Here is a 13,236-nt window from a genome sequence, read left to right on the forward strand (position 1 = left end):
CGTTTCCTCCTTGAGTAGGCCCTGCACAGCCCATCCGTGAGCTGCGCACCACTCAGTTCGGTAGCCGGGCGGCCGGCGTGAGCATTTCCTCCGACGATCTCGGCGCGTTCGTCGCGGGGCCCGCCGTGTCCTTAACACCTGTCGCGCCCCCGCGGGAGCGGTTCGCTGCTCCGGCGGGCGAAGTCCTCAGCCATCGGCGCGGGTTGCCGACCTGACCGGGTGAACGGGGATGGCGCCGCCGGTGGCGCGGACCCACGGACGCGAGAGACGGAGGAGCGCGTGAGCCTGACTGACCTGTCCAGCGTCCTGTGGCGGACCCGCGAGCTGCTCGAGCTGCTGCTGTTCAAGCTCGAGGAGGAACAGCTGCTGCTGGCGGCCGGCCGGTCGCGCTGGCTGGCGCACGCCACCCGGGAGGTCGAGGTCGTCCTCGACCAGACCCGGCAGGTCGAGGTCGCCCGCGCCGCCTACGCGCAGTCCGTCGCCGTCGAGCTGGGCCTGCACCCCGAGGCCAGCCTGGGCGACATCGCGAACGCCGCCCCGGAGCCGTGGTCGGAGCTGCTGCACCAGCACCGCAAGGCGTTCGTGGCACTGACCAGCGAGATCAGCGGCCTGGCCGCCACCAACCGGGACCTGCTGACCGCCGGTCAGCGGGCCGCCCGCGAGACCATGATGGTCATCGCCGGCAATGTCGAGACCTACGGCCGCAAGGGCCAGACCGTTTCCGAAGGCGCACGTCGCGCCCAGCTCGTGGATGAGGCGATCTGAATTGTCGAGCACCTTCTCCGGGATCTCCGGCGCCCTGTCCAGCCTGCAGGCCCAGCGCCGCGGTCTCGACGTCACCGGACAGAACATCGCCAACGCGAACACCGAGGGCTACTCGCGCCAGCGGGTGAACATGGAGTCGCAGGGCGCCGGCATCGTGCCCGCCCGCTGGTCGGTCGGCACGCAGGTCGGTGACGGCGTCCGGGTGGCCGAGGTCGAGCGGGTCCGCAACGAGTTCCTCGAGAACAAGGGCCGCGCCGAGCACTCCACCAACGCGTACCTGGCGAACCAGGCCTCGGTGTACGGCTACATCGAGTCGAGCTTCGGCGAGCCCAGCGACACCGGCATCCAGCGCCAGATGTCCGACTTCTGGGCCGCGTTCAGCACCGTGAGCACCAACCCGGACTCGAAGGAGGGCGTCGCCGCCCGCACGGTCGTGATGACCCGGGCCGAGACGCTCATCACCGGCATGAAGGACGCGAAGGGCTCGCTCACGACGCAGTGGGACAGCACGCGCACCCAGCTCGACGCGTACGTCAACGACGTGAACACCACCGCGTCGACCATCGCGAACCTCAACGACACCATCCGCCGCGCCAACGCCTCCGGCCTGCCGGTGAACGAGCTCGCCGACCAGCGCGACCAGCTGACGATGCACCTGTCGAAGCTGACCGGCGCCACCGCGGTGGCCCGCGACGACGGCACCGCCGACGTCTTCCTGAACGGGTCCACGCTGGTCAGTGGCGTGTCCGCGCGGCAGATCGAGGTGCAGGGCGCCGGCCGCCTGACCGAGGCCGGCTCCGACCCGGTGCGCATCGCGTTCGCCGACTCGTCGAACCCGGTCACGCTCGGCGGCACGATGGGCTCGGTCACCGAGTCGCTCAGCAAGACCATCCCCGGCTACGCGGACGCGCTCGACGGCATCGCCCGGAGCCTGGCCGACACCGTCAACGCCGTGCACACCACCGGCTACGGCTCCGACGGGGTCACCGGCCGCCCGTTCTTCGCCGGCACCACCGCCGACACGCTCCGGGTCGCGATCACCTCGCCGACCCAGGTCGCCGCGTCGGCCGAGCCGGGCGGCTCGCTCGACAACTCGATCGCCGAGAAGCTCGCCAAGCTGGGCACCGCCAACAACGGGCCGGACGCGCAGTACCGCTCGCTGATCGGCCGGCTCGGCGTGGAGTCGCAGTCGGCGGCCCGCCGCTCCGACATCCAGGGCGTGATCACCGAGCGCAGTGACGCCGCTCGCGAATCCGAGTCCGGGGTCAGCCTCGACGAGGAGATGACGAACCTGTTGTCGTACCAGCGCTCCTACGAGGCCGCGAGCCGCGTGATCAGCACCATCGACGAGGTGCTGGACGTCCTGGTCAACCGCATGGCGGCCTGAGCCCGCACCCGAGCCCGAAAGGTAACCCCCGCATGCGCGTCACCGAGCGTGGCATCTCCACCACCAGCCTCAACAACCTGCAGCGCAGCCTCGGCCGCAACGCGACCATCCAGGAGCAGATGTCCAGCGGCAAGGTCATCAACCGGCCGTCCGACTCGCCGACCGGCACGGTCCAGGCGCTGCAGCTGCGCTCCGAGAACCGGGCGCTGCAGCAGTACTCGACCAACGCCAACGACGGCATGGCGTGGCTGGACCTGGCCAACACGGCGCTGGAGAGCACCTCCAACCAGGTCAACCGCGTCCGCGACCTGGTGCTGCAGGGCATCAGCACCGGCTCGGCGTCGGACACCTCGCCCGCGGCGCTCGCCGCCGAGGTGGACGCCCTGCGCCAGTCGCTGGTGGGCGTCGCGAACACGTCGTACCTGGGCCGGCCGATCTTCGGCGGCAACACCGCCGGCGAGGCCGCCTACGACGCCACCGGCGCCTACCTGGGCGACGCCGGCAAGGTGATGCGCACCGTCGGCGACGGCGACCCGGTGCAGGTGAACCTGACCGGTCCGGAGGCGTTCGGCACCGGCGCGGACAACCTGTTCAACGTCCTCGCGTCCATCTCCGACAAGATGAAGAACGACCCCGCCGCGCTGGGCGACGAACTGAAGCGACTGGACTCGGTTGCGATCAGCGTGAAAACGAGTCTTTCGCAGGTCGGCGCTCGATACAATCGCGTCGAGAGCATGAAGAACGCCGCCGACAACCGGATCGTCACGCTGAACTCTCAGCTTTCCGCGGTCGAGGACATCGACCTGCCGGCGACCATCATGGAAATGCAGCTGCAGCAGACCGCTTATCAGGCCGCGCTCTCGGCCACCGCGAAGGTGATTCAGCCGTCACTCGTCGATTTCTTGAGGTGATCATGGCTACGCACGCACCTGCTCGACCGTCCGAGGATCTCGAAACCGAGGACATCTCCCTGCCGACGCTCGAGTTCGTCACGCCGATCCCGGGTTTCCCGGACCACCGCGATTTCGCACTGGTCCGGCTGGACGAGGCCGGCCTGCTCTACGCACTGCAGTCGGTGCGCGATTCCGACCTCCGTTTCCTGGTTGTGCCTCCTGCGCCGTTCTTCCCGGATTACGCTCCGGAGGTCGACGACGAGACGCTCGAGCTTCTCGGCAACCCCGACCCTCAGCAGCTGCTCCTGCTGCTGGTGGTCACCGCCGCCGAGGCGCGGGTCACCGCGAACCTGCTCGCGCCGATCATCATCGACCAGGGGAACCGGCGCGCGATCCAGGTCGTGCTGACCGGCAGTGGCTACTCGGTCCGGGAGCAGTTCGGGGTCGCCTGACGGCCCGCGGCTCCGCGCCCCTGTCCACGGATGGAGAAGAGGGGGAACCGCTGTGCTCGTGCTGACCCGCCGCTCCGGCGAGAGCGTGATGATCGGCGACGACGTGGTCATCACCGTGCTCGAGGTGCGGGGTGACGTCGTACGGCTCGGCATCCGCGCGCCGCGGGACATCCAGGTGCACCGCGAGGAGATCTACCGCGAGCTCCAGGCCTCGAACCGGGAGGCCGCCTCGCCGACCGCCGACGCGGTCAAGGCGTTCGCCGATCTCATCCGGCCGTCCGACAAGAGCTAGATCAGCAGTGGCCCGGGCCGCACTCCGCACACGCGGGGTGCGGCCCGGGTGCGTTCGCGGTGCGAACGGCCTCAGCGCACCGGCGAACCGGTCGATGGGGGTCATGTGAGCACACAACCTTTGTCGGTCGTCGTGACCGCCGGCGGCAGCGCCGACGACTTCCACGCCCTGCTCGAGTCGCTGCGCCCGGGCCTCGGGCCGCGCGACGAGGTGGTCTGCCTCGTCCCGGCCGGCCGGGACGACCTGCGCCGGGAGCTGACGGGCCACCGGTGGGTGCGGGTGCTCGACGACACGACGTCCGACCAGGGGGCCCGCTGGGCCGCCGGGCTCGCGGCCACCCGGCACGACATCGTCGCGCTGTTCGACGGCGACCTGATCCTGCCCGGCCGCTGGCGCGAGCCGCTGGTGCGGGAGTTCGACGACGAGACCGTCGTGGCGGCCGGGCCGCACTGCTACAACAGCTTCGGGCCGCAGGGCGGCGTGGAGCTGGACGACCAGGTGCTGTCCGGGGTCGCCGTCTTCAAGGCGTACGCCCGGCAGTGGTGGAACGACCACCGCGGCCAGACCACCGACATGGACCGGCTCGGGCCGGTCTGCGTCGTCGTGCGCCGCTCCGCGCTGGAGGCGGCCGGCGGGCCGACGCTCGACATGCCGTACGAGCGCCTGCGCGAGCTGGGCCGCATCGTGCTGGTGCGCAGCGTGCTGGCCGCGCACGGCGGCGGCTCGCAGTGCGGGTTGCGCGTGCCGCGCCCGCCGGGCGCCCCGCTGCTGTCGGCGGCCCTGATCGTCAAGGACGAGGAGAACGCGCTGCCCGCGTCGCTGACCGCGCTGAACGCGGTGGTCGACGAGGTGGTGGTGTACGACACCGGGTCGACCGACCGGACCCGCGAGATCGCCCGCGAGCACGGCGCCACGGTGGTCGAGGGCTACTGGGACGACCACTTCGGCGACGCCCGCAACCGGGGCCTCGCGCACTGCTCGGGCGAGTGGGTGCTGGTGGTCGACGCCGACGAGGTGACCGTCGCCGACGCGGACGCCCTGCGGGCAGCCCTGGAGGAGAGCGGCGAGAGCGGGCACGCGGTCACGGTCCGCACGATCGAGGAGTCCGGCACGTACGACTTCATGGGCTCGCGGCTGTTCCGCGGGGCCCTGGCGCGCTACTCCGGCCGGCTCCACGAGCAGCCGCTGGACCTGGCCACCGGCGTCATGCTGGTGGGCAGCCACCTGACCGAGCTGACCGTCATGCACACCGGTTACTCCGCCGCGACGTTCGCCATCAAGGACAAGGGCGACCGCAACCGCAGGCTCGCCGAGAAGGGCGTGGCCGACCAGGTGCTGGGCCCGGCCGGCGTCGTCAACCTCGCCCGGTCGCAGGTCGCGGCCGGCGACGTGGAGAGCGCGGTGGCGACGGCGTGGGAGGCGATGCGCACGCCGCAGCCGCAGTGGGCCGAGGTGCAACTGCTCAGTCTCGCGATCCGCGGCGAGGTCCAGCTCCAGCGGCTGGCCGAGGCCCGGCGCGGGCTGGACCGGCTGCGCGAGATCGCGACCCGCGAGGTCACGGTGCAGAACATGGAGATCCACGTCCTGTACGGGGAGAAGCGCTTCCAGGAGGCGCTCGACCTGATGGCGGTGTTCCCGGAGCGGGCGCGCGACGACCTGAACCAGGTGCACGGGCTGAGCCACCTGACGTCCATGCAGGTGGGCGCCCTGCGCGAGCTGGGCCGCCCGGACGAGGCGGCCGACATGCTGCGGGCCGCGCTGCGCCGCGGCGAGTTCCCGCTGCCGCTCGTCGGCCTGGCCCAGGTGCTGGAGGAGGGCGGCTCGTCCGTCGCGGAGGTGGCCGAGCTGATGCCGCAGGACCGGCTGCGCTGGCTGCTGCACCAGGCGGGCCGGGCCGAGCCGCAGCTGGCGGAGACGCTGGCCGAGGCGCTGTTCGAGCGCTACCCCGGCGACTCCCTGGTGCTGGGCTTCGTCGCGTGGCTGGGCGACCGGCTGCCGCTGATGCGGGCGCTGGAGTGGTCGGCGCGGCAGCGCGCCCACGGCTTCGCGGACCGCTGCCCGCTGCTGGCGATCGCCCGGCAGCCCGATCGCAGCGTCGGCGACCGGGTGCTGGCGGCGGCGATGGCCCACGAGACGTTCGGCGACCCGGCCGCGGTGCCGCTGCTGGTGGAGTCCCTGGAGCGGGTCACCGCCGAGGACGCCGGCCCGGTGCTGGAGCGGCTGCGCACGCTCGCGCCGAGCGTCGCGGCGATGATGGAACCGGCCGCCGCCCGCTGACCCGCGGGGCGCTACGTTGAGGCCCGTGGTCCTCGATGTGCCGCCCGCGGTCAGCGCGAAGGCCCGGCTCGCCGGCTCGCACGCCTGGCTGGCCGGGCTGCCCGGGCTCGTGGCCGAGCTGGAGCACGAGTGGGGCTTCACCGCCGGGCGGTCGTACGGCGACGGCACCGAGGCGTACGTCGCCGAGGCGGTCCTGGCCGGCGGCGAGCCGGCGGTGCTCAAGCTGATCGTGCCGCGGCTGGGCAACGACCCGGCGCACGAGATCACCACGCTGCGGCTGGCCGGCGGCGAGGGGTGCGCGCGGCTGCTACGGCACGACGCGTCCCGGGCGGCGCTGCTGCTGGAGCGGCTCGGCCCGTCGATGGCCGACCTGCGGATGCCGATCCTGCACCGGCACCGGATCCTCTCCGGCCTGGCCGCCGCCGTGTGGCGGCCGGCCGCCGGGCAGGGCCTGCCGACCGGCGCGGACAAGGGCCGCTGGCTGGCCGCGATGGTGGCCCGGTCGTGGGAGGACCTCGGCCGCCCGTGCGCCGAGCGTACCGTCGAGCACGCGCTGACGTGCGTCACCCGGCGCATTGCGGCGCACGACGACGAGCGGGCGGTGCTCGTGCACGGCGACGTGCACCAGTGGAACGCCCTGTCGGCCGGCGACGGCTTCAAGCTGGTCGACCCCGACGGCCTGCTCGCCGAGGCCGAGTACGACCTGGGCGTGCTGATGCGCGAGGACCCGGTCGAGCTGATGGCGGCGGGCGACCCGCGGGAGCGGGCGCGCTGGCTGGCCGCCCGCACCGGCACCGACGCCACGGCGATCTGGGAGTGGGGCGTGACCGAGCGGGTGTCGACCGGCCTGGTGCTGCTGTCGATCGGGATGGACCGCGAGGCGCGGGAGATGCTCGGCGCCGCCGACCGCATCGCACTACAGGCGTCGTAGCGCCGCGCCGATCGTGCGGATGCCCTCGGTGGTCTGGGTGGCGCTGCCGGCGGCGTAGCCGAGCACGAGCCCGGGCGGCCCCGGCAGGCGGCGGTGCCACGACAGCGGCTGCACCCGCACGCCGGCGGCCAGCGCGGCGGCGGCCAGGTCGGTGTCCGCGTGCCCGCCCGGCAGGCCCGCCGGGAACGTCACCATCAGGTGCAGGCCCGCCGCCGCCCCGTGCACGACCGCGCCGGGCAGGTGCGCCGCCAGCGCGGCGATCATCGCGTCCCGGCGGCGGATGTGCCGGCGGCGCATCAGCCGCAGGTGCCGGTCCAGCGCGCCGCTGGTCATCAGCTCGGCGAGCACCAGCTGTGGCAGGGCCGCGTTGCCCAGGTCGGCGTTGCGCTTGGCGGCGGCCAGCGCGCCGTGCAGCCGCCGCGGCGCGAGCAGCCAGCCGATCCGCATCGCCGGGGCGAGCAGCTTGCTGACGCTGCCGGTGTAGACGACGTGCTCGCCCATGGCCGCCTTGAGCGCGGGGACGGGCAGCCGGTCGTAGCGGTGCTCGGCGTCGTAGTCGTCCTCGACGACCAGCCCGCCCGCGGCCGCCCACCGGGCCAGCTCGCGGCGGCGCGCCCCGCTGAGCACGACACCCGTCGGGAACTGGTGCGCCGGCGTCACCATCACCGCCGGGTGGTCGCCGAGCGCGTCGACGACCAGGCCCTCGTCGTCGACCGGCACGGACGGGGTCGCCATGCCCCAGTCGCGCAGCTGCTGCCGGGCGCCGAGCGAACCGGGGTCCTCGACGGCGACGGCGGGCACCCCGCCCGACCGCAGCACCTGGGCGATCAGGGCCAGCGCCTGGGAGACGCCGCCCACCACGATGACGTCGGCCGGGTCGGCGGCGATGCCGCGGTTGCGGGCGAGCCAGTGCGCGACCGCCACCCGCAGCGCGGGGGTGCCGCTGGCGTCGCCGTAGCCGAAGTCGGGCGGGGTGAGCCGGCCGAGCACGGCCCGTTCGGCGCGCAGCCAGGCGGCCCGCGGGAACGCGGCCAGGTCCGGTACGCCGGGCGACAGGTCGATGCGGGCGGGCGCCGCGCGCAGCGCCTCGAACACCTCGGTGCCGGGGTCGGCCAGCTCGAAGGGCGGCGGCGCGGGGGCGGACACCGCCGTGGGCCCGGCCGCCGCGGGGGCCGCCACGACGACCGTGCCGGCCCGGCCGCGGCGCCCGGCGATGTGGCCCTCGTCGGCCAGCCGGCGGTACGCCTCGGTCACCACGCCGCGGGAGACGCCGAGGTCGCCGGCCAGCTCCCGGGTGGCGGGCAGGCGGGCGCCGACCGGCAGCCGCCCGTCGCCGATGGCCTGCCGCAGCGCCCCGGCGAGCCAGTCGGCCCGGCCGCCGGCGGGGGCGTGGCCGATGTCGAGCTGAAGGAAGTCGGCGCCTGTGGACCCCTCCGGCGCGGCGTTCATGGCCCTGTCCACCGGGCCATTGTCGCGCGCACGCTGGCCTGCGTGAGCGTCGCCTTCCTCGTCACCACCGTGATCATGACCGCCACCCCGGGCATCGGGGTCGTCTACACGCTGTCCGTGGCGCTGGCCCGCGGCGGCCGGGCCGCCGTCGTCGCCGCGTTCGGCTGCACCCTGGGGCTGCTGCCGCACGTCGCCGCCTCGCTCGCCGGGCTCGCCGCGCTGCTGCGCACCGGGGCCGTCGCCTTCGAGGCGGTGCGCTGGGCCGGGGTCGCGTACCTGCTGTGGATGGCCTGGTCGACGCTGCGCGCCGGCCCGCCGCCGCCCGTCGCCGAGGGTGCGGCCCTGCGGCCGGCGGCCATCATCGGGCGGGCGGTGCTGGTCAACCTGCTGAACCCCAAGCTGACGCTGTTCTTCGTCGCGTTCCTGCCGCAGTTCGTCCCCGCCGGCGCGCCGGACGCAACCATCCGGTTGCTCGTGTTGAGCGGGGTGGCCATGCTCGTGACGTTCGCCGTGTTCGCCGCCTACGGGCTGGCCGCGGGGGCCGCCCGCCGGCACGTGCTCGGGCGGCCGGGCGTGCTGCGCTGGCTGCGGCGCACCCTCGCGGGCTCGTTCCTGGCGCTCGGGGTGAGCCTGGCGCTCAGCGCCCGCTGAGCGCGACGCCGCGCGCCTGCAGGAACGGCACCGGGTTCACCGCGTTGGCGTCGGTCGCGGGGGCGGCGTCCCGGTGGACCTCGAAGTGCAGGTGCGGCCCGGACGAGTTGCCCGACGAGCCCACGTGCCCGATGGTCTGCCCGGCGGTCACCGCCTGCCCGACCGCGACCGGCGGCCGGCGGACCAGGTGGCAGTACCGGGTGACGACCGCGCCGGCGTGCTGGATCTCGGCGTACCAGCCGCAGCCGCCCGCCCCGATGAAGCCGTCGGCGTCGCAGGTGCCGGTGCCCGACTGGCAGGCCACCCGGATGACGGTGCCGCCCGACGCCGCCCGGACCGGCGTGCCCTTGCGGGCGGGGAAGTCGATGCCGTCGTGCGCGGGGCGGTGGGCGCTGCGGAACGTGCTGCCCAGCCTCGCGGCGACAGGCGGCACCCAGGCCGGCGCCGGCTCCGCGGGCGGCCGGGCGGCGGGGGCGTCGCAGACGGGCAGCGCGGCCGCGCCCCGCTCGACGTACGCGTCGGAGACGTAGCTGCCGTCCGGCAGGCGGTTCCACAGGTCCGTGCGCCGGACGGTGCCGGTGACCGTCGCACCGGGCTGCTGGCAGACGATCGTCACGGTGCGGCCGTGCGGGATCGCGCCCCGCTTCTCGGCGTCCGGCGACGGGCCGCCGCGCGCGTTCAGGACGATGCCCCGGGTGTCGACCACCCCGGTCGCCGCGTCGCCGGCGGACGCGCCCGGCGCGGTCACGAGCAGCGCGGCGGCCGCCGTCGCCGCCACCGCCAGCCCGACGAGCACGGTCCGGCCCCGCATGCTGTCCCCCGTTCCGGCGCGCCGTCGCGCGCCACCCGGGGAGCCTGTCGGGCGGCGGCTGCCGGAACCGGTGCCGGGGCGTTGCGGATCGGGTGCGCCGGAACCTTAAGCAGCGCCGATGCATCGCCGAATCGACCAGCGGAGAGGTTGACGTCCCGTTCGCGAGGAGTGCCCCATGCCCCGTATGGCCGACCTGAGTGTCGCGAAGCGGTTGAGTCTGCTCGTCGGCGCCGCGCTGCTGACGCTGGCGCTGACGGTGATCGGCGGCGTGACGGCGACGGCGATGATCACCGAGCAGGCGGGGGAACTCCAGCGGCTGGCCCAGCTCAACGGCGCCCTCAACCACCTGGACACCCGGGAGAGCGAGCTGAAGTCGGACGCGTTCCGGTCGCTGCTCGGCGAGGACATGCGGGGCGACACGGCCGACGACGTCGCCTCGGTCCGCGAGGCGGTGGCGGACGTCGAGGCAGTGCTGCCGGCCGACCTCACCGACGACTTCGCGGCCGTCAGCGACGACGTCGACGGCTTCTCCACCTTCGTGTCCGGCCTGGTGTCCGGCGGGGCGTCCGGCGCGGCGGCGGCGGGCCAGGTGGCCGAGGTGGCGGACCGCAACAGCGCGGTGGACGACCAGCTCGACGCGCTGCACGCCCGGGTCGACGAGCTGACCGCCGCGAAGCGGGCCGAGCTGGACGACACCAAGCGTCAGGGCAACCTGTGGGCGATCGGCATCGGCGTGCTGAGCGTCGTCGCCCTGCTGGTCATCGCCGTGCCGCTGGTGCGGTCGATCCAGCGCCCGGTGCACCGGGTCGGCGTGGTGGTGGACGCGCTGGCGCGCGGCGACCTGCGCGAGAGCACCGGCGTGACCAGCAAGGACGAGCTGGGCCGGATGGCGGTCGCGCTGGACCGGGCGGTGGCGACCATCCGCACCTCGATGGAGACGATCGACACCAACGCGCAGGGGCTGGCGTCGTCGGCGTCGCAGCTGTCGGCGGTGTCGAGCCAGCTGGCGGACGCGACGCACGGCACCGAGGCGCGCGGGGCGTCGGCGTCCACCGAGGCGGAGGAGATCGCCCGCAACGTGCAGACGGTGGCGGCCGGCTCGGAGGAGATGGGCCTGTCGATCCGGGAGATCTCGCGCAACACCAGCGAGGCGGCGCAGATCGCGGCGGTCGCGGTGAACGAGGCGGCCCGGGCGACGGACACCGTGCGCCAGCTGGGCGAGTCGTCGGCCGAGATCGGCAACGTCATCAAGCTCATCACCTCGATCGCCGAGCAGACCAACCTGCTGGCGCTGAACGCCACGATCGAGGCGGCCCGGGCGGGCGACGCGGGCAAGGGCTTCGCGGTGGTGGCCAGCGAGGTCAAGGACCTGGCCCAGGAGACGGCGCGGGCGACCGAGGACATCGGCGCGCGGGTCAGCGCGATCCAGAACGACACCACCGGCGCGGTGGACGTGATCAGCCGGATCAGCGAGGTCATCGCCAAGATCAACGAGTACCAGACGACGATCGCGAGCGCCGTCGAGGAGCAGACCGCCACCACCCAGGAGATGACCCGCAGCATCGGCGAGGTCGCCTCCAGCAGCCATCGCATCGCCGGGCACATCTCCGACGTCTCGGCGGCCACGTCGTCGTCGGTGGAGGGCGTGCAGCAGGCCCGGGCGGCCAGCGCCGAGGTGGCCCGGGCCGCCGAGGAACTGCGCGGCCTCGTCGGCGCGTTCCGCCTGCACTAGCCGGTTCCGTCGGGACGCACCCGGACTGCACCGGCTCCGGACCTCCGCGCACAGCCGCGCGGGGCGATGCTCTGATCGTGCGCCGCCGGTGGGCGGGGGCGCGGGGGACGTCGAGGAGGACGTGGTGGGCGCTGTCGCGGGTGACGCGGTGGGAGGAGCTGCCGTGCTGGGCCGTGCCGAGGGGCTGGACCTGCGCCGGGACGCGCACGTGCACACCGGCTTCGCCGCCGGCCGGGACGCCGTCGGGGTCCTGGTGGCCGCCGCGGACCGGGCCGGGCTTGCCGCGCTGACGTTCGCCGACCAGGTCGGCCCCGGCACCGCCTGGCTGCCCGCGTACGCCGACAGCGTCCGCCGGGCCCGGCAGCGCACCGAGATCGAGCTGCTCATCGCCGCCGAGATCGAGGTCGTCCAGCCGGACGGCTGGCTGGCGTGGCCGGGCGACCTGGGTGACGTGGAGGCCGTCTCGGTGGCCGTGTCGCGGCTGCCGGTGGCCGGCGCCCTGCTCGGGCCGCGCGAGGTGCGCGCCGCCCTGGCGAGCGGCCGGCTGTCCGCGGCCGACGTCGCGGAGATCGTCGTGGGCGCCACGGTGCGCGGGCTGGAGCGGGCCGCCCGCTACGCCCCGACCCAGCTGGCCCGCCCGCTGAGCCTGCTGACCCAGGCCGGCCTCGACGACGCCGTCGTGCCGGCGGAGCTGCTCGCCGACCTGGTCGCCGGGTGCCGCGAGGCCAACGCCCTGGTCGAGGTCAGTGAGGCGTGGCGCAGCCCGTCGCCGCGGCTGGTGCGGCTGCTCGCCGAGGCCGGTGTGCCGGTGGCGGCCGCGAGTGACGCGCGGTACGCGGCCGAGGTCGGCACCTGGCAGTACGTGCGCAGCATCTGACCGAACCCGAACGCGAGCCGTATTCGCGCTTGTACTCTCTGTCATGCCTGAGCTTTCGGGGATGGGAGACAGCATGAGTACGGTTCAGCAGGCCATCGAGGTGAGCGCCCCGCTGCACGAGGTGTACGAGCAGCTGGCGGACCTGGAGAACTACCCGCAGTTCATGACCGGCGTCCAGGAGGTCACCCAGGTCTCGGACGACCGCACGCACTGGGTGATGAACCTCGACGGCGAGCTGCGCGAGTTCAACGCCCAGCTCGTCGAGTGCACCATGGACCAGCGGGTGCACTGGCGCAGCACGGACGGTCCCGCGCTGGAGGAGACGATCACGCTGCGCCCGGTGGGCGAGACCCGCACCCAGGTGGTGGCGCAGCTCGAGGCCGACGTCGCCGCGCTGATGCCCAGCGACCGGCACGCCAGCGAGTCGCTGCGCAAGCGGCTGAAGGCCGACCTGCAGAGCTTCAAGCGGCTCATCGAGCACGACCCCGGCTTCGCCCGGATGAGCGGCACGGCGATGACCGGCGCCAGCGGCATCGGCATGGGCCAGGCCCGCCCGGACCGCGGCATGCAGGCCGGCGCGCTCGGGGAGGTGCCCACGCCGGGCATCGGGCACGGCACCTCGATCGCGTACAACTCGCCGGCGGCCGTCGCCGCCCGCATCGGCCGGAGCCGCATGCGCGGCAACCCCGAGGACGAGACGTTCTGACGGTCCCCGCACC

13 protein-coding genes are annotated in these 13,236 nt (G+C 74.2%); 11 read left to right on the forward strand and 2 right to left on the reverse strand.

The window, feature by feature from the left end; all coding sequences use genetic code 11:
• Positions 1 to 279 precede the first annotated feature (279 nt).
• The 7 genes from flgN (at position 280) to Sya03_RS00035 (ending at position 6,997) form a co-directional block, all read left to right on the forward strand.
• Positions 280 to 765 carry a flagellar export chaperone FlgN gene (flgN, locus tag Sya03_RS00005; RefSeq protein WP_203936001.1) on the forward strand — a complete coding sequence of 162 codons (486 nt, stop codon included), beginning with the start codon at positions 280 to 282 and terminating at the stop codon, positions 763 to 765.
• Position 766: 1 nt separating this feature from the next.
• Entirely contained in the window at positions 767 to 2,152 is a 1,386-nt protein-coding gene (flgK, locus tag Sya03_RS00010; RefSeq protein ID WP_203936002.1) for a flagellar hook-associated protein FlgK, read from the forward strand.
• A gap of 32 nt (positions 2,153 to 2,184) precedes the next feature.
• Positions 2,185 to 3,063, forward strand: coding sequence for a flagellar hook-associated protein FlgL (gene flgL / locus Sya03_RS00015; protein WP_203936003.1), 879 nt, complete (start codon positions 2,185 to 2,187; stop codon positions 3,061 to 3,063).
• 2 nt (positions 3,064 to 3,065) lie between these two features.
• Complete coding sequence (gene fliW / locus Sya03_RS00020) at positions 3,066 to 3,497, forward strand: flagellar assembly protein FliW (protein ID WP_203936004.1); 432 nt, start codon at positions 3,066 to 3,068, stop codon at positions 3,495 to 3,497.
• 52 nt (positions 3,498 to 3,549) lie between these two features.
• Positions 3,550 to 3,789, forward strand: coding sequence for a carbon storage regulator CsrA (csrA, locus tag Sya03_RS00025; protein ID WP_203936005.1), 240 nt, complete (start codon positions 3,550 to 3,552; stop codon positions 3,787 to 3,789).
• 105 nt (positions 3,790 to 3,894) lie between these two features.
• A complete protein-coding gene (locus Sya03_RS00030; RefSeq protein ID WP_203936006.1) occupies positions 3,895 to 6,066 on the forward strand; it encodes a glycosyltransferase in 2,172 nt (723 codons plus the stop codon).
• 25 nt (positions 6,067 to 6,091) lie between these two features.
• The gene (locus tag Sya03_RS00035) at positions 6,092 to 6,997 is read left to right on the forward strand and encodes an aminoglycoside phosphotransferase family protein (protein WP_239107011.1); all 906 of its coding nucleotides are present in this window, start codon (positions 6,092 to 6,094) and stop codon (positions 6,995 to 6,997) included.
• On the opposite strand, the gene pdxR is transcribed toward Sya03_RS00035, so the two are convergent.
• On the reverse strand, positions 6,983 to 8,458 hold the full coding sequence (gene pdxR, locus Sya03_RS00040) for a MocR-like pyridoxine biosynthesis transcription factor PdxR (RefSeq protein ID WP_306889581.1): 1,476 nt from the start codon (positions 8,456 to 8,458) through the stop codon (positions 6,983 to 6,985). The genes Sya03_RS00035 and pdxR overlap by 15 nt on opposite strands.
• A 30-nt stretch (positions 8,459 to 8,488) precedes the next feature.
• Between pdxR and Sya03_RS00045 the strand changes: the two genes are divergently transcribed.
• Positions 8,489 to 9,097, forward strand: coding sequence for a LysE family translocator (locus Sya03_RS00045; protein ID WP_203936008.1), 609 nt, complete (start codon positions 8,489 to 8,491; stop codon positions 9,095 to 9,097).
• On the opposite strand, the gene Sya03_RS00050 is transcribed toward Sya03_RS00045, so the two are convergent.
• Positions 9,084 to 9,908, reverse strand: a complete 825-nt coding sequence (locus Sya03_RS00050) for a peptidoglycan DD-metalloendopeptidase family protein (protein ID WP_203936009.1) — start codon at positions 9,906 to 9,908, stop codon at positions 9,084 to 9,086. The genes Sya03_RS00045 and Sya03_RS00050 overlap by 14 nt on opposite strands.
• A 175-nt stretch (positions 9,909 to 10,083) precedes the next feature.
• On the opposite strand from Sya03_RS00050, the gene Sya03_RS00055 reads away from it, so the two are divergent.
• From Sya03_RS00055 to Sya03_RS00065, 3 genes are all read left to right on the forward strand, one after another.
• Complete coding sequence (locus Sya03_RS00055) at positions 10,084 to 11,640, forward strand: methyl-accepting chemotaxis protein (RefSeq protein WP_203936010.1); 1,557 nt, start codon at positions 10,084 to 10,086, stop codon at positions 11,638 to 11,640.
• A gap of 163 nt (positions 11,641 to 11,803) precedes the next feature.
• A complete protein-coding gene (locus tag Sya03_RS00060) occupies positions 11,804 to 12,517 on the forward strand; it encodes a hydrolase (RefSeq protein ID WP_239107012.1) in 714 nt (237 codons plus the stop codon).
• A 73-nt stretch (positions 12,518 to 12,590) separates the two neighbouring features.
• Positions 12,591 to 13,223, forward strand: coding sequence for an SRPBCC family protein (locus Sya03_RS00065; RefSeq protein WP_203936011.1), 633 nt, complete (start codon positions 12,591 to 12,593; stop codon positions 13,221 to 13,223).
• The last annotated feature ends 13 nt before the right edge of the window (positions 13,224 to 13,236 follow it).

The sequence above is a fragment of the Spirilliplanes yamanashiensis genome (assembly GCF_016863475.1).
GTDB classification, from domain to species: domain Bacteria; phylum Actinomycetota; class Actinomycetes; order Mycobacteriales; family Micromonosporaceae; genus Spirilliplanes; species Spirilliplanes yamanashiensis.